We start from the raw sequence: 17,825 nt of genomic DNA on the forward strand, positions 1-17,825 counted from the left end.
ACAGGGCCGCTCGCCGGACGGGACCGCGGGGCACCCGCCGGCGAGACGGCGACTCGGCTATGGGGTGTCCGGGCTCCCGGCCTGCGGGGATCCCGTCGATTCGTCGGCACCCCTTGCGTCCTCGGCGCGGTCAGCGGTATTGGCGCCCTCGGCGCCCTCGGCCCGCTTCACGCCATTGGCACCCTTGGCGCCATGAGCACCCTTGGCCCCCTTGGCCCCCTCGGCCGAATCTGATCGGTCGGCCTGCACCCGGAGCACCTCGTCGATACGGTCCGTACTGAGCCTGTCCTCGTCCGCGCTCGACGCAGCGATCATCAAGTCACCATAGAGATCGATTTCGACGAGGGCCACGGGGTCCGGGCCCGACGAGCCGCGACGCGCAACCACGTGTTTCACCTCCTCCAGCGAGCACCTGCGAGCACTTTCGAGCAGCGGCTTCCCAGCGTAGGGATCGGTACACACTCCGCGCATGGCACGGATGGGCCATTTCGAAGGGCAAAGCGGGCCCCTCCGACTACTTCTGAGGTGATCCGACCTTTCCTGCGTAGATATCCGTGGGCTTGGGGAGCTCGACCACGGCCGGGGCCCCGAAGTCGTACAGCTCCGTCGTCGAGGCGACCCCCACCGCACCGCGCCGCCGGGCGGCCTCCGGGCCCGCCGTCGCCTCCTGGCCGTCGGTCCGGCTGGTCACCGTGAACCGGTGCCGCACCTCGCGCAGCCGGCCGAGCCCGTCGAGATACGCGTCGAAGGTCACCGTGCTCTCGTCGAACCCCCTCGCCGCGGCCACCAGCGACCCCCGCGCACCCTCCGACGCGAGCCGGGCCGCCCGGCCGATGTCGGTGATGCCTCGGTAGTGGCGCACCAGATCCCCGTCGAGCCCCTCCTCGCCGACCAGGCTGGCCTTCCGTACCCCGCGCAGCAGTTCGGCGGCGGTCAGCGGATCCGTGGCCCCGCCGGTGACGAGATTGCCGTCGGGAATGTCCGTCGTGTCCACCCGAACCCACTTATCGCGGGGAATGCCCGCTCCGCGATTGCGCATGAAAAGCGCTCCGGAGGCGAGGAGTTCGGTGATCGGCGCATGCTCGGCGGCCCCCATCGCGTCCCTGGGCAGCAGCAGCCGCAGCCGACCCCGCCGCTTCTCGAAGTCGTACGCACCGCTGCCGCGGATGGACACGCGGGTGCCGCCCGTCGCCGTCTCCATGGTGGTGCGGATCCGTGAGCTGCCCGATCTGACCAGCACGTCCGCGGCCCGGTGCAGCACCGTGACCGCGCTCTCCCGCGCCGTGCCGCCGGGGCGTTCGTCGGCCGCCGTCTCGGTGGAACAGCCGCTGACGGTCGCCAGCGACATGGCCAGCAGGCCGCCCGACACGACACCGGCGACCGCTCTCACCCGTCTCCGTACGCCGAGCCCGCGCTGCTGGAACTCCATCGACCGCCGACCCCCTGGCCACGCTCGTCCACGCTTGATACTTGTTCGTTTAACGATCAGCACAGGTGGCTCGTCACGGCCCGGTAGCGTGGTCATGTGCTCGACTCAGGCGACATAGGCCCCGGCCAGGACCGCACCACCACCGTGGAGAAGGGCTCCTTCTCCATCGCCCGCTGCACCTGCGGCTGGTACGGCCCGGCCCGTCGCACCAGAGGCGTCGCCCGCGACGACGCGGCGGCTCATGCGACGGCCCGTCACTCCCCGTCCGACACAAGCGATTCATCGGACTCGCCCGATTAGTGGGACTTGTCCGTCCCCCGACAACACTTCGGCAACGAGCGGAACCACATCTCCCGGTCCCTCCCTCTGACCCAGGGACCGGGCCGGCTTCGCGGTGGCCCGGTCGACGGTTGAGAACAGCGTCGACAGGGAGGGGACACCGCCATGAACCGGCGGACACTGCTGGCAGCGGGCACGGGGCTGACGGCCACCGCCACATGGGCCACCGCCTGCGACGACGACGCGGGAAAGGCCGGCGGTGACGGAACCTCCGCCGACTCCGCCCCCTCCTCGGCGCCGGACGCCCATTCGGCCTCCGCGAGCGGTCGGCGCGGCGCCGTCGACGGCAAGCCGAAGTCCGCCGACTGGAGCGCGCTCGGCAAGGACCTGCAGGGCGACCTGGTGCGCCCCGGCGACTCCGACTACACCTCCGCCAGCCGGCTCTACAACACCCGCTTCGACCATCTGCGGCCCGCCGCCGTCGCCTATATAGAGAACACCTCGGACATCTCCGCCTGTCTGGACTTCGCCCGCCGCCATGGCGCCCCCGTCGCCATCCGCAACGGCGGTCACTCCTACGCCGGCTGGTCCAGCGGCGACGGCCGGCTCGTCATCGACGTCTCCGCTCTCTCGTCGATCCGTACGACCTCCGGCGAGGCGCGAATCGGCGGCGGCGCCAAGCTCATCGACGTCTACACCTCGCTCGGCACCCGCGGGGTCACCGTCCCCGGCGGCTCCTGCCCGAGCGTCGGCATATCGGGGCTGACCCTCGGCGGCGGCCACGGTGTGGTCTCCCGGGCCTACGGGCTGACCGCCGACAGCCTTACGGGTGCGACGATCGTCACCGCGGACGGTAAGGCCCTCGAGGTCTCCAAGAACCGCGAGGCCGATCTGTTCTGGGCGCTGCGCGGCGCGGGCAACGGCAACTTCGGTGTCGTCACCGAACTGCGGTTCCGTACGCATGAGGCGGCCGACGGCGTGACGTGTTATATGTCATGGCCATGGTCTAAGGCGGCGAAGGTGCTGAGCGCCTGGCAGAAGTGGGGCCCGGACCAGCCCGACGAGATCTGGTCGGCGCTGCATCTGTCGGCCGCCCCCGGGAGCACCCCCACCGTCTCCATCAGCTGCTTCTCGCTCGGTACCTACGGCGCGCTGCAGAACGCGGTGGACCGGCTCGCCGACGGACCGGGCGGCCCCGGCCCGGCCACACAGGTCAGCCTGCGCCGCCGCGGCTATGTCGACGCCATGCGGATGTACGCGGGCTGCGGCGACACCTCGACGACCAACTGCCATCTGCCGGGCGACAAGCCCGGCCACAGCGCCTCCGGGGTGCTGAACCGCGAGACCTACGCGGCGCGCTCGGACTTCTACGACCGCTCGCTGAGCCAGGCGGGCGTACGGGCGATGCTCGACCAGCTGGAGCGCTACGGGCGGCGCACCGGCGGCGGGGGCGCGGTGAGCATCGCGCTGACCGCGCTCGGCGGGGCGGTCAACCGGGTCTCGCCCACGACCACGTCCTTCGTCCACCGCCGCTCGCGGTTCCTGGCGCAGTACACCGCGTCCTGGGCGGCGAGCGGCTCGGGCACCGCGGGCAACGCCTGGCTGGACGGGGCCCATACGGCGATGCGGCGGTACGCCTCCGGGGCGGCGTACCAGAACTACACGGACGCGTCGCTGAAGGACTGGCGCTCGGCCTACTACGGCTCGGCCGCCGACAAGCTGACGCGGCTGAAGAAGCGTTACGACCCGGACCGGCTCTTCGACTTTCCGCAGGCGCTGTAGGGCGTTCGCGGGCGAGGGGGACCGGAGATGACAGAAGGCCCGGCAGCCGCCGGGCCTTCGTCGCGTCCGTAAGGAGGCCGTGTATCCGTAAGGAGGCCGTGCATCCAGGCCGTCGGGCCTGGCCATCAGGCGGCCGTAGGGCCTGTCCGTCAGGCGGCCGTCGGGCCTGTCCGTCAGGCGGCCGTCGGGCCTGTCCGTCAGGCGGCCGCTAAGCCGCCAGGTCCTTGTTCCCGTGGTCGCCGCCCGCTGCTCGGGACTCGGAGAGTTCCGCACACGCCTCGTCCGCGCCCTGGTCGGCCGCGGCGGGCTCGGCCCGTATCAGCCGGCCGACACGCGAACTCGCGATCGCCGTGGTCAGCGGTGTCAGCAGCATCATCGCGAGCGGCGCCAGCAGCAGCGTGACCGCCGTCCCCAGGGCGAACCCGCCGATCACATCGGTCGGGTAGTGGACCCCCATATAGACGCGGCAGAACCCTTCCAGCAGCGCGAGCCCTATCGCGGCCACCCCGTAGGCGCGGTGGGCCATGAAGACGCCGACGGCGACCGCCATGGTCAGCGTCGCGTGATCGCTGACGAACGAGAAGTCGGTCTTGCCCGCCACCAGGACGTCGAGCCCCTGGTGGTCCTTGAAGGGCCTCGGCCGCTCGACGAAGCCGCGGATCGGGATGTTGGCGAAGAGCGCCAGCCCGGCGGCCAGCGGGGCCCACATCAGCCCGGCGACGGCGGACGGCGCCTCCTGCGGCCGCTTCCGCACGCTCCACCAGGCGGCCAGGGTCACCAGGGCGAGCCCGATGATGATCCCGTACTCGCCGACGAACTCCATGACGCGGTCGAACCAGTGGGGGGCGTCCTTCGCCAGCCCGTTGATGTCGTAGAGAAGGCTGACATCGGGGTTCGACCCGTCCAGTGCGAGTCCAGCCATGTGCCGTAGCCCCTTATCTCTTGCCTGTCACTACGTGCAGCTGCCGACCCCCCGTAATGCCTTGCGATCCGTGGCATCGCGGCCGGCGCCGGAGAGTCCGCCGTCGATCCACGCTGATCCACGCTCCGATCCACCTCCAGGGAACTCCCTCTTCTCGCCGGGGGTTCCGTACTCCACCCAACGATCACCGGGACGTTATCGAAGGGTGACCGATCGTCGCAGCTCAGGGGGAATCCTTACGCGGAGTTCGCCCGCGGCAGCGCTTTCGCGCCATCTTGAGTCACCCGTGTAGCACCGATGTAGTCCGGCGAGTCGATCTTGTCAAAACGGATCACCGCACCGGTATAGGGCGCGTTGATCATGTAACCGCCGCCCACATACATCCCCACGTGGTGGATCGATCTCGGGTCGTCGAGGTCATAGGCGAAGAAGACCAGGTCCCCGGGGAGCAGCTCGTCCCGTTTGGGGTGGGGTCCGGCGTTCCACTGGTCGTTGGCGACACGCGGCAGGTCGATCCCGACCGTCTTGTATGCCGCCTTCGTCAGCCCCGAGCAGTCGAACCGCCCGCCCTGCTCCGGCGTGCCGTTCCCGCCCCACAGATAGGGCTTGCCGAGCTGCTTCTGCGCGAAGTAGATCGCCCCGGCCGACTGCTGGGAGGGCTGGACCTTCTGGACCGGCGCCTCGAAGCTCTTGGCGAGGGTGGTGATGGTCTTCACGTAGTTCTGGGTCTCGCGGTAAGGCGGCACCCCGCCGTACTTGATCACGGCATAGGCGCCCGCGTTGTACGAGGCCAGCATGTTGTGCGTCTGATTGCCCGGCACGTCCTTGACGTACTTGGCGAGCGAGCAGTCATAGGCGGCCGCCGACGGGATCGCGTCCTGGGGGTCCCAGATGTCCCTGACGCCGTCCTTATTGCCGTCGACCCCGTGCGAGGCCCAGGTGGCCGGAATGAACTGCGCTATCCCCTTGGCGTTGGCCGGGCTCTGCGCCTTCGCGTTCCAGCCGCTCTCCTGGTAGAGCTGCGCGGCGAGGAGCGCGGGATTGATGGCGGGGCAGGAGTTCCCGTACTGCTGGATCAGCGGCTCGTACGAGGAGGGAACGGAGCCCTTCGCCAGCCCGACGGCCTTACCGCCCGCGCCGCCGATGAGATCCGCCGCGACCATATAGGTGCCGACGACGAGCAGCGCGACGAAGGAAAAGGAGACTCCGATACCGACACTGACACCCAGCCAGACCTTACGCACCCGGCCATCCTCCCCCATCCACCCGCGATGCGAACGCGTTTGCGTCCGCACGGCGAAAATCAGCCGCTCCCCAGCCGAAACCATACGGTGGGCCTCCGACGCGCGCCCCCTTGTGCGCCGCCCACCCGCCCCGCGCGCCTCACCGCTCTTCCGGGGCCGCCTCTCGCGGGGCCGCGCACCGCGTAGAGTCCAGCCGTCCGAGCACCACGACCCTGGGGACCGCAGATGACACGGCGCGACTGGCAAGAGCTCGACTGGCAGCGGGCCGCACCCGACGACAGCGAGGAGGGCCACGCCTACCTCGAGGTGGCCGTGGGCCCCGACGACCAGATCCTGATGCGCGAGAGCAACGACCCGGAGACCGTGGTCGTCACGACCCGGACCAAGTGGGAGGCGTTCATCAAGGGCGTCAAGGCGGGCGAGTTCGACGACTTCGCCGACCTCGCGGAGGCCGACGAGCCCACGGGGAAGTGAACGGCTGACGGCCGTTCACCGAGGACCTCCACCGACGGCCCTCACCGACGGCCCCTACCGCCCGCCCCCACCGCCGATCCTCACCGATCGTTGCCGGATGCCCACCCGCGTGATACACAGAGTGACCATACGACACTCCGTTGACACGCCTCACACGTCCGCCAGACGGCCGTGTCCCACAACACGCACGAGATCCGCCAAGAAATGCCGCCAAGTCGACATGCGGAAGCGGATTCATCAGCGAAGATAGAGGCTGACCCACGCCATGCCGGCGGGGGGACACAACAACCCACAAGGGGCGGTGAGTTCATCATGTTCCTAGCGGCCGAAAAGGGCGACATCAACACCATCATCGGTGGAATCGCCCCAGACTGGGGCCCGTTCGGCAGTCTGGGCAGCGAGGCCCGCGTCATGATCGAGGTCGTGATGGCGGTCGCACTGCTGCTGTGCTTCGGCATCGCCATCTGGGGCGCCGCCAAGCAGCGGATCGGCGCGACGGCCCTGCGGGACACCTTCAGCGCGGAACAGGGCAAGGGTCTGATCGTCGCCGGCCTGACCGGTGTGTTCATCATCGGATCACTGGGCACCCTCTTCACGATCGTGTACGGCATGGCCATCTAGCCGCGCCCCCGCCCGCCCCCGAGCCGCTCCCCCGCGCGGGGCGCACACCCCTGGCCGCAAGCCCCGCTCCCGATTCCCCCTACCGGCCCCCCACCCCGTACCCGAGGCTGCTCCCTGATGCCCGCTCCCGCTCACCACGCTGAGGACGTGTCAGCTTGATGTCCACTCACACCAGCGCGCCCGAGCGTCAGTCCTCACCGTTACCGTCGTATGCGGGTGACGGAAGAGGGACCATGGATGACGCGGCCGGCACGACCGGCAGGCTCGGCGGGATCAGCAGGCTCGGCACGGGTGAAGGGGCGTACGCAGGATGAGTCTCGGCGGCGACGACGGATACGGCGGTGACTACGAGGGCCATGAGGCGCGCCGCGGCCGCGGCGCGGCCCCTGGAGATCACCTGACGCGCACCCGCCTGCCCGAGGGCGACGGCGACCCCTACGGCCCGCCCCGCCGAGCCCCCGGCCGCGCCGGCAAGCCCAGCCGCAACCTGATCACCGTGGTCAGCGTCGTCGTCCTCCTCCTCGCGGCCATCGCCTTCGTCAACCGCGGCGGCGGCAAGCACGGCGACTCCAGCGGCGACGACCCCGGCGGCACCGGCACCGAAGCCCGCCCCACCGCCCCCACGGGCGAGCGCCCGGTCGACGGCAAGAACGACACCACGGGCATCGCCTCGGGCTTCGCCAAGTCGGAACAGGGCGCCCAGAGCGCGGCGGCGAACTACGCGGTGGCTCTGGGGTCCGCCGATATGTACAACAGCGACCGACGCCATGAGATCGTCCCCCAGATCTTCACCAGCGCTGCCGCCGACCGGCTCCGGACCAGGCTCGACAAGGCGTACTCCAAGGCATCCCTGGAGAGAATCGGCCTGGATGCGAACGGCAAGGCGCCCGACGGCATGACCTACGTCTCGCGCACCGCCCCTGTGGGCACGAAGGTCGGCACCATCTCGGACACCAGCGCGACCGTCGCGGTCTGGTGCACCGGCGTGTTCGGCACGGCCGGAGAGGGATCGAAGAACCCGGTCACCAACGACTGGTTCACCCTGACACTCAAGCTGCGGTGGGTGAACAACGACTGGAAGGCCGAGAGCTACTCGCAGAAGGCCGGTCCGGCACCGGTCAACAGCGACCGCACCGCGTCCACCGCCGATGAGATCGCCAAGGCAGTCGAGCAGTACGGAGGGTTCACCTATGCCCGCTAGCCCCCGCCGACGCGCTCTCACCCTCGCCGGAGCCCTCGCCTCCGTGCAGACGGCCGCCATCCTCCTGGCCGGCCGCGCCGTGGCGGCCCCCTCGCCGACCCCCACTCCGTCGGGCAGCAAACAGGACGACTGCGAGCTCCTCCTCGGTCAGGTCCGGGAGAACTGCGAAAAGGGCGGTGGCGGCTCCAGCGGCCCCCCCGACCCCGCCAACCCCCTGGACCCCGCCGCCTCCCTGGCCCGCGGCTGCGCCGACGCCGCCTCCTGGCTCGTCGGCAAGCTCTCCAAGCTGGTCAAGGAGACGGCCACCGTCGACTTCACCAACGAGGCCTTCCTCCGCCAGTACGCCGTCGTCTTCGCCGCCTCCACCGTCCTCACCCTCATCCTCTGGCTCCTCGCCGTCGCCAAGCGCGCCATCCGCGGCGTCCCCCTCGGTGAGGCGCTCTCCGAAGCCATAGGCTTCCTCTGGCTGACGGTCCTGGCCTCCGCCTTCACCCCCCTCATCCTCTATACGGTCGTCACCGCGACCGACGCCGTCACCGAAGCCATCGCCTCCGGCACCGGTGCGGACAACGACGCCTTCTTCGGCTCCTTCGCCCAGGCGCTCAAGCGGGACGAGGACATCGGTGGCGGCCCGATCATGCTCATCGTCGTCTCGCTCGTGACGATCCTCGCCGCCGGCGTCCTCTGCCTCGAGCTCGTCATCCGCGCCGCCCTCCTCTACGTGGGCGCGCTGCTCGGCACCGCCGTCTACTCGGGCCTCGTCGACAAGAACATGTGGGGGCATGTGCGCCGCTGGGCGGGGATCATGATCGCCGTGATCCTCGTCAAGCCGGTGATCATGATCGTGCTGGCCCTCGCCGGCGCGCTCTCCACCTCCGGTGACAAGCCCGACGCCTTCTCGGCCGTCGTCTCCGGCCTGTCCATCATCATCCTCGCCATCTTCGCCAGCGCGATGATCTACCGCTTCGTGCCCGGCTTCGGCGATGAGATCGTCAAGGCCCGCAGCGCCAGCACCGACCCCGCGTCCCGCCAGGCCGCCGCCGTCATCACGTCCCCCGCCGCCCTGGTGAAGCAGGGCATCAACGCCCACAGCGCCCGCGGCGGTGGCGAGGCCGGTGGGGGCGGCGGCGCCCCGGGGCAGGCCAGGCCCGCCAACCCCGTCTCCGGCGGCGTGGCGGCCCACAGCACCCGCCCCAGCGGCGGAGGCGGAGCCTCGGGCGGCGGGGGCGGCGCGCCCGCCAGCCGCACCGGCCACACCGGAGGCTCCCGCGGCGGCTCCGCCGCAAACCGCAGCTCCGGCAACAACTCGGGAGGTGACCGGCGGTGACGATCGACGCCCAGTCGCACCCCATCGCGCCCCGTCGCACATATCTGATCGGGCGCCCCCGCCCGAACGCGATCGTCGGCAAGAACCGCGAGACCGGCGAGATCGCGCTGATCGTCGGGGGAGCCTTCATCGGCATGATGTGCGGCCTGCTGGTGCAGGTGCTGATGTTCCGCATCGTCGCCCTGGTCGGCTTCCCCACCCTCGCCCTGGCCGCGGTGTACGTCCCGTACAACGGGCGGACGTTCTACCGCTGGTTCGAGATCAACCGCTCCTACAAGCGCAGCGTCCGTAAGGGCACCACCGCCTACCGCTCCGGCGCCGCGGAGGCCGGCACCCGCCTCGACGGCCGGGAGATCGAGGTCGGCCCGCCCCCCGGCATCGGCCGGATCAACTGGCTGGCCGCCCCCTTCGGCCCCGACGAGATCGCCGTGCTCCTGCACGCCGACCGCCGCACCGTCACCGCCGCCATCGAGATCGAGGGCCCGGGCGTCGGGCTGCGCGACAGCGAGGACCAGGAAGCCCTCGTGGACCGGTTCGGCACCCTGCTCAAGCATGTGGCCAACGGCGACGGCTTCGTGACCCGTCTGCAGATCCTGGCCCGCACCCTTCCCGCCGACCCCGACGCGCACGCCAAGGACGTCGAGCGGCGCGGCGACCACCAGGCCCCCCACTGGCTCAAGGACTCCTACGACCAGCTGCAGTCCATGGTCTCCACCTCCTCCGAGCAGCACCGCGCCTATCTCGTCGCCTGTATGCACTACACCCGCGACCTCGCCGCCGAGGCCCAGGCCATCGCGCGCGCCACCCGCCACAGCGGTGGCGGCCGCCGGCTCGACAAGGACGCGGGCCTCGCCGTGGTGATGGCCCGTGAGCTCACCGACATCTGCGCCCGCCTCGCCGAGGCCGACATCCGGGTGCGGCAGCCCCTGGGGCAGGGGCGGCTGGCGTCGCTCATCCACTCCATGTACGACCCGGACCACCCCATCGACCACATCCAGGCGATGACCAAGCGGAACGCCTGGCCCGCCGAGCTGGACGCCATGGAGCCCACCTACCTCCAGGCCAAGACGCGCGAGTCGAGCACCCGCGAGCCCTGGTGCCACTCCACGGCCTGGGTGAAGGAATGGCCGATGACGCCGGTCGGGGTCAACTTCCTGGCCCCGCTGCTCGTCCACACCCCCGATGTCATCCGTACGGTCGCCGTCTGTATGGACCTCGAGCCCACCGAGGTCGCCATCGAGCGGATGCTCACCGAGAAGACCAACGACGAGGCCGAGGCCAGCCGCGCCGCGAAGATGAACCGCACGGTCGACCCGCGCGACATCGCCGCCCACGGCCGGCTCGACCAGCGCGGCGAGGATCTCGCCAGCGGCGCCGCGGGCGTCAACCTCGTCGGCTACATCACCGTGTCCTCCCGGTCCCCGGAGGCCCTCGCGCGCGACAAGCGGACCATCCGGGCCTCGGCGGGGAAGAGCTATCTCAAGCTGGAGTGGTGCGACCGCGAGCACCACCGGGCCTTTGTGAACACGTTGCCGTTCGCGACCGGCATCCGCCGATAGAGACGACTGGGACGACAGGGACGATAGGGGCTCCGCAGTGGCCGATCCGATGAGCGCCGTCACCGATGCGTTCACCAGCTTTCTGTTCGGAAAGGTGGAGACGACACGGCTGCCCGTGCGCACCTCCACCGGCCAGGCGCAGGCCGTCTATCTGCCCACCGCGGCCCCCGGCCTCGGCGACTCCGGTGTGATCATCGGCCGCGAGGTCTACTCCGGCAAGGGCTATATCTACGACCCCTTCCAGCTCTACGGCCAGCAGCTGCCGGCCCCCCACTGGCTGGTGCTCGGCGAGTCCGGAAACGGAAAGTCGGCCCTGGAGAAGACCTATGTCCTGCGTCAGCTGCGGTTCCGCGACCGCCAGGTGGTGGTGCTGGACGCCCAGGGCGAGGACGGGGTCGGCGAATGGAACCTCATCGCCCAGGAGCTGGGAATAACGCCCATCCGGCTCGACCCCATGGCGGCCCTGGACGGCGGCATCCGCCTGAACCCCCTGGACCCGGCGATCACCACGACCGGTCAGCTCGCCCTGCTCCGCACGATCATCGAGGTCGCGATGGGGCACGGGCTGGACGAGCGCTCCGGGTTCGCCCTGAAGGTCGCGCACGCCTACGTCAACGAGACCATCGTCGACCGCCAGCCGGTGCTGACCGACATCGTGGAGCAGCTGCGCCACCCCGAGGCGGACTCCGCGGCGGCGATGAACGTCGATATAGACGACGTACGGGCCTGGGGCCTCGATGTCGCCCTGGTGCTTGACCGACTGGTCGACGGCGATCTGCGCGGCATGTTCGACGGCCCCACCACGGCCGGAATCGATCTGGACTCACCCCTGATCGTCTTCGACCTGTCCCATATCGATCGCAACTCGATCGCGATGCCGATCCTGATGGCCATCGTGGGCGTCTGGCTGGAGCACACCTGGATCCGTCCCGACCGTAAGAAGCGCATCTTCCTGGTCGAAGAGGCGTGGCACATCATCAACTCACCCTTCGTCGCCCAGCTCTTCCAGCGGCTGCTGAAGTTCGGGCGACGGCTCGGCCTGTCCTTCGTCGCCGTCGTCCACCATCTCTCCGACGTGGTCGACGGCGCGGCGGCCCGGGAAGCCGCGGCCATCCTCAAGATGGCCTCCACACGGACGATCTACGCCCAGAAGGCGGACGAGGCACGGGCCACCGGCCGCGTCCTGGGCCTGCCCCGCTGGGCCGTCGAGATCATCCCGACGCTCTCTCCCGGTATCGCCGTATGGGACGTCAACGGCAACGTACAGGTCGTCAAACACCTGATCACCGAGGCCGAGCGGCCCCTGGTCTACACCGACCGGGCGATGACGGAGGACGGACTGGCCGTCCAGATGGCAGCAGAGGCGGAGGCCGAGGAGCGAGCCGCCGCGGCGGTCGAGGCGGAGACCTACGGCGGGCCGTCGTACGGATCCACGGTGGCATGAGATGGCAGCGGGACAGAACCACGGCGGGCCCGCGGAGCACGGAAGACCTCCGTCCGCGCAAGGCGGCATTCCGGACGGCCTGCTGATCGGCGCCATCGGCCTCCTGCTGGGCACGCTCGGCCTGATGTGGTCGGCGACCGGTCTGGCCGGGCTCTTCGCCCGCGGCGCCTGGCCGGACAACCTGACCTTCATGCGGACACCGATGGCGCTGCGCCATCTGGTGCAGGAGCCCCAGGACCTGGCGGCGGCATGGCCCAGCACCCCGAAGGACCAGCTGTCGGGGTACGGGCTGTTCTGGGGCGTCTTCATCAGTGAGCTGATGGTGCTGATCGTGCTGACGATCTTCGTGATCGGCACGCTGGCCCGCTACCGGACGGTCCGCACCCAGCGCCGCATCGACCGCGCAACCGCCCGCGCGGAGGCGGCGGAGGCGAAACGACTCGGCCTTACGGACGCGACGGCCGCCGAGGAGGGCTCCGGGACCGGCAGCGGTACGAGGCCGGAGCCGACCCCTGGCACCGAGGCGCCGTCTCCTCCCGCACCAAGCCCGGGAAGCGGCCCGGCGGCCCCAGGAGCCGCCTCCGGCCCGGCCAGGCCTTCTGCTGAGTCTGCTGAGGACTCCCCCGTCTCCTGGCCCGAGAGCGCCACTCCAGGCCACCCGGTCGGGCCCCCGGCCCCGGCCGAGGCGGTCCCCGGCAATGGCCTCGTCGCACCCGTCGCCGGTCACCCGCATGAGGCCAAGGCCATGGCCGCCGAAGCGGCCACCGGGACGGGTCATCAGCCGCCTCCCCATATCGCCGAGCAGAGAGCCCGCACGCAGGACGCCTCCACGGAGGGCGCGACCACACCGCCCGCCCACGAGGGCCTGTACGGCCCGTTCGACCCCGACCCGGCGTCCGTACAGCCGCTCCCCACCCCCCGCACCGACCCACTGACGGCGGCAGGCCTTCCCGACGGCGAATTGGCCCAGTCCCGCGTCCTCTTCGGCGCCCAGCGCGGCGAGTCCGCGGCCCACACAGTCCTGGAGGCCGTCGGCCCCGTCCTCGTCGTCACCAGCGATCCCGAGCTCTGGTCCACGACCAAGGACGCCCGCGCCAAGCTCGGCCCCACCCACGTCTTCGACCCGTCCCATCTCCTCGACACCCCCGCCCGGCTGCGTTGGAACCCGGCGTCGGGCTGCGGCTCCCGCGATATCGCGGCCGCCCGCGCCGCCGCCCTCCTCGCCCCCGTACGGCCCATGCACGCCATGGACCGGCCCATGGCGGAAGCCGCCGAGACGATGCTCCGCTGCTGGCTGCACGCCGCCGCGGTGGACGGCCGGCCGTTCCGCCATGTGCACCGCTGGGCGCAGGGCAGCTCGGCCCATGAGCCCGTGAAGATCCTCCGTACGCATCCCAAGGCGGCGGGCGGCGCGGCCGGCGAGCTGGAGGCCACGCTCACCGCACACCGCGAACGCCGCGATATGGCCCAGGAGCTGACCGCCCGCGCCCTCGGGGCGCTGTCCTCGATCCACATCCGGGATGCCTGCAATCCGGGACGTGCCGACACGCTCGCGCTGGAGTCATTCGTCGCCGAAGGGGGAACGCTGTATCTGATGGGTGAGTCCATCGAGGACCCCCGAACCCATCCGGGTGCGATGCCCCTGTTGACCGCACTCGCCTCAGACGTGGTCGAGCACGGCCGGCGCATGGCCGAACGGTCATCCTCCGGTCGGCTCGACCCACCACTGACCCTCGTCCTGGACGACGTCGCCGCCGTAGCCCCGCTCCCGGCGCTCCCCGATCTCCTCACCCAGGGCGCGGCCCAGGGCCTGCCCACACTGGCCCTGATGCGCTCCCAGGAACAGGCACGAGCCCGCTGGCCCCACCGCTCCCTGGTTGGCCAGTAGGCATTCAGGCCGGCTGGGCAGGGACGTCAGGTAGAGATCCTCCGTCAGAGCCATCCCCGGACAGGGCGTCTCTTCCACAGGCAGCCGGGGACGGATATCGCGGAGAATATTGAGGCGAACGCAAAAAAGCCTCGGTCCCGAGCACTATGTGTGCTCGGGACCGAGGCTAAAAATTGTTCGGCGGCGTCCTACTCTCCCACAGGGTCCCCCCTGCAGTACCATCGGCGCTGAAAGGCTTAGCTTCCGGGTTCGAAATGTAACCGGGCGTTCCCCTAACGCTATGACCACCGAAACACTATGAAGTTGAACCGGAACCACACCCCAAAGAAACAACAAAAGGGGGGGGTTCAATACGGTTCATTGCTTCAGAACCAACACAGTGGACGCGAGCACCTGAGGACAAGCCCTCGGCCTATTAGTACCAGTCAACTCCACCGGTTACCCGGCTTCCATATCTGGCCTATCAACCCAGTCGTCTACTGGGAGCCTTAACCCATCAAGTGGGTGGGAGTCCTCATCTCGAAGCAGGCTTCCCGCTTAGATGCTTTCAGCGGTTATCCCTCCCGAACGTAGCCAACCAGCCATGCCCTTGGCAGAACAACTGGCACACCAGAGGTTCGTCCGTCCCGGTCCTCTCGTACTAGGGACAGCCCTTCTCAAGACTCCTACGCGCACAGCGGATAGGGACCGAACTGTCTCACGACGTTCTAAACCCAGCTCGCGTACCGCTTTAATGGGCGAACAGCCCAACCCTTGGGACCGACTCCAGCCCCAGGATGCGACGAGCCGACATCGAGGTGCCAAACCATCCCGTCGATATGGACTCTTGGGGAAGATCAGCCTGTTATCCCCGGGGTACCTTTTATCCGTTGAGCGACGGCGCTTCCACAAGCCACCGCCGGATCACTAGTCCCGACTTTCGTCCCTGCTCGACCCGTCGGTCTCACAGTCAAGCTCCCTTGTGCACTTACACTCAACACCTGATTGCCAACCAGGCTGAGGGAACCTTTGGGCGCCTCCGTTACTCTTTAGGAGGCAACCGCCCCAGTTAAACTACCCACCAGACACTGTCCCTGATCCGGATCACGGACCCAGGTTAGACATCCAGCACGACCAGAGTGGTATTTCAACAATGACTCCCCCTGAACTGGCGTCCAGGGTTCACAGTCTCCCACCTATCCTACACAAGCCGAACCGAACACCAATATCAAGCTATAGTAAAGGTCCCGGGGTCTTTCCGTCCTGCTGCGCGAAACGAGCATCTTTACTCGTAGTGCAATTTCACCGGGCCTATGGTTGAGACAGTCGAGAAGTCGTTACGCCATTCGTGCAGGTCGGAACTTACCCGACAAGGAATTTCGCTACCTTAGGATGGTTATAGTTACCACCGCCGTTTACTGGCGCTTAAGTTCTCAGCTTCGCCACACCGAAATGTGACTAACCGGTCCCCTTAACGTTCCAGCACCGGGCAGGCGTCAGTCCGTATACATCGCCTTACGGCTTCGCACGGACCTGTGTTTTTAGTAAACAGTCGCTTCTCGCTGGTCTCTGCGGCCACCACCGGCTCACACCGCAAGGGTGATCACCAGCAATGGCCCCCCTTCTCCCGAAGTTACGGGGGCATTTTGCCGAGTTCCTTAACCATAGTTCACCCGAACGCCTCGGTATTCTCTACCTGACCACCTGAGTCGGTTTAGGGTACGGGCCGCCATGAAACTCGCTAGAGGCTTTTCTCGACAGCATAGGATCATCCACTTCACCACAATCGGCTCGGCATCAGGTCTCACCCACATGAGGGACGGATTTACCTACCCCTCGAGCTACACCCTTACCCCGGGACAACCACCGCCCGGGCTGGACTACCTTCCTGCGTCACCCCATCACTCACCTACTACAGGTCTGGTCCGTCGGCTCCACCACTCCCCTTTGCCCGAAGGCTCCGGGGCGGCTTCACGGACTTAGCATCGCCTGGTTCGACGTTGGCGCTTCAAAGCGGGTACCGGAATATCAACCGGTTGTCCATCGACTACGCCTGTCGGCCTCGCCTTAGGTCCCGACTTACCCTGGGCAGATCAGCTTGACCCAGGAACCCTTAGTCAATCGGCGCACACGTTTCCCACGTGTGTATCGCTACTCATGCCTGCATTCTCACTCGTGAACCATCCACAACTCGCTTACACGGCTGCTTCACCCGGCACACGACGCTCCCCTACCCATCACAGCGGTCGTTGGACCTCATGCTGCAATGACACGACTTCGGCGGTACGCTTGAGCCCCGCTACATTGTCGGCGCGGAATCACTTGACCAGTGAGCTATTACGCACTCTTTCAAGGATGGCTGCTTCTAAGCCAACCTCCTGGTTGTCTCTGCGACTCCACATCCTTTCCCACTTAGCGTACGCTTAGGGGCCTTAGTCGATGCTCTGGGCTGTTTCCCTCTCGACCATGGAGCTTATCCCCCACAGTCTCACTGCCGCGCTCTCACTTACCGGCATTCGGAGTTTGGCTAAGGTCAGTAACCCGGTAGGGCCCATCGCCTATCCAGTGCTCTACCTCCGGCAAGAAACACACGACGCTGCACCTAAATGCATTTCGGGGAGAACCAGCTATCACGGAGTTTGATTGGCCTTTCACCCCTAACCACAGGTCATCCCCCAGGTTTTCAACCCTGGTGGGTTCGGTCCTCCACGAAGTCTTACCTCCGCTTCAACCTGCCCATGGCTAGATCACTCCGCTTCGGGTCTTGAGCGCGCTACTAAAACGCCCTATTCGGACTCGCTTTCGCTACGGCTTCCCCACACGGGTTAACCTCGCAACACACCGCAAACTCGCAGGCTCATTCTTCAAAAGGCACGCAGTCACGAGACACCAGCAAGCTGATGTCCGACGCTCCCACGGCTTGTAGGCACACGGTTTCAGGTACTATTTCACTCCGCTCCCGCGGTACTTTTCACCATTCCCTCACGGTACTATCCGCTATCGGTCACCAGGGAATATTTAGGCTTAGCGGGTGGTCCCGCCAGATTCACACGGGATTTCTCGGGCCCCGTGCTACTTGGGAAATACTCAAGCAAGTTGCTGACATTTCGGCTACGGGGGTCTTACCCTCTACGCCGGGCCTTTCGCATGCCCTTCGCCTACATCAACAATTTCTGACTCACCGACCGGCCGGCAGACCGATCAAGAGCACTCCCACAACCCCGTATGCGCAACCCCTGCCGGGTATCACACACATACGGTTTAGCCTCATCCAGTTTCGCTCGCCACTACTCCCGGAATCACGGTTGTTTTCTCTTCCTGCGGGTACTGAGATGTTTCACTTCCCCGCGTTCCCTCCACATACCCTATGTGTTCAGGTATGGGTGACAGCCCATGACGACTGCCGGGTTTCCCCATTCGGACACCCCCGGATCAAAGCTCGGTTGACAGCTCCCCGGGGCCTATCGCGGCCTCCCACGTCCTTCATCGGTTCCTGGTGCCAAGGCATCCACCGTGCGCCCTTAAAAACTTGGCCACAGATGCTCGCGTCCACTGTGCAGTTCTCAAACAACGACCCGTACCCCGTCACCCACACCCATTGATGTGGTTCACCGGGACCGGTCGAAGGGACGAGCGTCATAGCCCGTGCCCTCAGACACCCAACAGCGTGCCCGGC

13 protein-coding genes and 2 rRNA genes are annotated in these 17,825 nt (G+C 67.9%); 9 read left to right on the forward strand and 6 right to left on the reverse strand.

Translation table 11 applies throughout. The features are described from left to right. Positions 1-57: 57 nt before the first annotated feature. Positions 58-315 carry a hypothetical protein gene (locus tag J8403_RS20175; RefSeq protein WP_211128726.1) on the reverse strand — a complete coding sequence of 86 codons (258 nt, stop codon included), beginning with the start codon at positions 313-315 and terminating at the stop codon, positions 58-60. A gap of 199 nt (positions 316-514) precedes the next feature. Next, positions 515-1,429, reverse strand: a complete 915-nt coding sequence (locus tag J8403_RS20180; protein ID WP_211124393.1) for a hypothetical protein — start codon at positions 1,427-1,429, stop codon at positions 515-517. Between the two features lie 96 nt (positions 1,430-1,525). On the opposite strand from J8403_RS20180, the gene J8403_RS20185 reads away from it, so the two are divergent. Both J8403_RS20185 and J8403_RS20190 read left to right on the forward strand, forming a co-directional pair. Continuing rightward, positions 1,526-1,729, forward strand: a complete 204-nt coding sequence (locus J8403_RS20185; RefSeq protein ID WP_211124394.1) for a hypothetical protein — start codon at positions 1,526-1,528, stop codon at positions 1,727-1,729. 144 nt (positions 1,730-1,873) lie between these two features. Further along, positions 1,874-3,490 carry an FAD-binding oxidoreductase gene (locus J8403_RS20190; protein WP_211124395.1) on the forward strand — a complete coding sequence of 539 codons (1,617 nt, stop codon included), beginning with the start codon at positions 1,874-1,876 and terminating at the stop codon, positions 3,488-3,490. Between the two features lie 208 nt (positions 3,491-3,698). On the opposite strand, the gene J8403_RS20195 is transcribed toward J8403_RS20190, so the two are convergent. Together J8403_RS20195 and J8403_RS20200 are read right to left on the reverse strand one after the other, a co-directional pair. Then, positions 3,699-4,412, reverse strand: a complete 714-nt coding sequence (locus tag J8403_RS20195) for a phosphatase PAP2 family protein (RefSeq protein WP_211124396.1) — start codon at positions 4,410-4,412, stop codon at positions 3,699-3,701. 236 nt (positions 4,413-4,648) lie between these two features. Then, positions 4,649-5,656, reverse strand: a complete 1,008-nt coding sequence (locus J8403_RS20200) for a C40 family peptidase (protein WP_281427938.1) — start codon at positions 5,654-5,656, stop codon at positions 4,649-4,651. A gap of 225 nt (positions 5,657-5,881) precedes the next feature. On the opposite strand from J8403_RS20200, the gene J8403_RS20205 reads away from it, so the two are divergent. The 7 genes from J8403_RS20205 (at position 5,882) to J8403_RS20235 (ending at position 14,170) form a co-directional block, all read left to right on the forward strand. After that, positions 5,882-6,130 carry a DUF397 domain-containing protein gene (locus J8403_RS20205; RefSeq protein ID WP_211124398.1) on the forward strand — a complete coding sequence of 83 codons (249 nt, stop codon included), beginning with the start codon at positions 5,882-5,884 and terminating at the stop codon, positions 6,128-6,130. 312 nt (positions 6,131-6,442) lie between these two features. Then, positions 6,443-6,751, forward strand: coding sequence for a hypothetical protein (locus J8403_RS20210; RefSeq protein ID WP_009716148.1), 309 nt, complete (start codon positions 6,443-6,445; stop codon positions 6,749-6,751). Between the two features lie 310 nt (positions 6,752-7,061). Continuing rightward, positions 7,062-7,952, forward strand: coding sequence for a DUF8175 domain-containg protein (locus J8403_RS20215; protein ID WP_211124399.1), 891 nt, complete (start codon positions 7,062-7,064; stop codon positions 7,950-7,952). Then, positions 7,942-9,279, forward strand: coding sequence for a hypothetical protein (locus tag J8403_RS20220; protein ID WP_211124400.1), 1,338 nt, complete (start codon positions 7,942-7,944; stop codon positions 9,277-9,279). The genes J8403_RS20215 and J8403_RS20220 overlap by 11 nt, the downstream gene beginning before the upstream one ends. A 2-nt stretch (positions 9,280-9,281) precedes the next feature. Then, positions 9,282-10,838, forward strand: coding sequence for an SCO6880 family protein (locus tag J8403_RS20225; protein WP_093470422.1), 1,557 nt, complete (start codon positions 9,282-9,284; stop codon positions 10,836-10,838). Positions 10,839-10,887: 49 nt separating this feature from the next. Beyond that, positions 10,888-12,282: an ATP-binding protein gene (locus J8403_RS20230; protein ID WP_388592665.1), complete on the forward strand. Its 1,395-nt coding sequence runs from the start codon at positions 10,888-10,890 to the stop codon at positions 12,280-12,282. Between the two features lies 1 nt (position 12,283). Then, on the forward strand, positions 12,284-14,170 hold the full coding sequence (locus tag J8403_RS20235) for a type IV secretory system conjugative DNA transfer family protein (RefSeq protein WP_211124402.1): 1,887 nt from the start codon (positions 12,284-12,286) through the stop codon (positions 14,168-14,170). 175 nt (positions 14,171-14,345) lie between these two features. Here J8403_RS20235 and rrf read toward each other — a convergent pair. Both rrf and J8403_RS20245 read right to left on the reverse strand, forming a co-directional pair. Then, a 5S ribosomal RNA gene (gene rrf, locus J8403_RS20240) occupies positions 14,346-14,462 on the reverse strand. A 103-nt stretch (positions 14,463-14,565) separates the two neighbouring features. After that, a 23S ribosomal RNA gene (locus J8403_RS20245) occupies positions 14,566-17,684 on the reverse strand. Positions 17,685-17,825: the final 141 nt, after the last annotated feature.

This window comes from Streptomyces yatensis (assembly GCF_018069625.1).
Classification (GTDB): domain Bacteria; phylum Actinomycetota; class Actinomycetes; order Streptomycetales; family Streptomycetaceae; genus Streptomyces; species Streptomyces yatensis.

Coding starts and splice junctions, on each gene's coding strand:
- J8403_RS20205 (WP_211124398.1), top strand. CDS start 5,882: ATGACACGGCGCGACTGGCAAGAGCTCGACTGGCAGCGGGCCGCACCC.
- J8403_RS20210 (WP_009716148.1), top strand. CDS start 6,443: ATGTTCCTAGCGGCCGAAAAGGGCGACATCAACACCATCATCGGTGGA.
- J8403_RS20190 (WP_211124395.1), top strand. CDS start 1,874: ATGAACCGGCGGACACTGCTGGCAGCGGGCACGGGGCTGACGGCCACC.
- J8403_RS20195 (WP_211124396.1), bottom strand. CDS start 4,412: ATGGCTGGACTCGCACTGGACGGGTCGAACCCCGATGTCAGCCTTCTC.
- J8403_RS20235 (WP_211124402.1), top strand. CDS start 12,284: ATGGCAGCGGGACAGAACCACGGCGGGCCCGCGGAGCACGGAAGACCT.
- J8403_RS20230 (WP_388592665.1), top strand. CDS start 10,888: ATGAGCGCCGTCACCGATGCGTTCACCAGCTTTCTGTTCGGAAAGGTG.
- J8403_RS20220 (WP_211124400.1), top strand. CDS start 7,942: ATGCCCGCTAGCCCCCGCCGACGCGCTCTCACCCTCGCCGGAGCCCTC.
- J8403_RS20180 (WP_211124393.1), bottom strand. CDS start 1,429: ATGGAGTTCCAGCAGCGCGGGCTCGGCGTACGGAGACGGGTGAGAGCG.
- J8403_RS20175 (WP_211128726.1), bottom strand. CDS start 315: ATGATCGCTGCGTCGAGCGCGGACGAGGACAGGCTCAGTACGGACCGT.
- J8403_RS20215 (WP_211124399.1), top strand. CDS start 7,062: ATGAGTCTCGGCGGCGACGACGGATACGGCGGTGACTACGAGGGCCAT.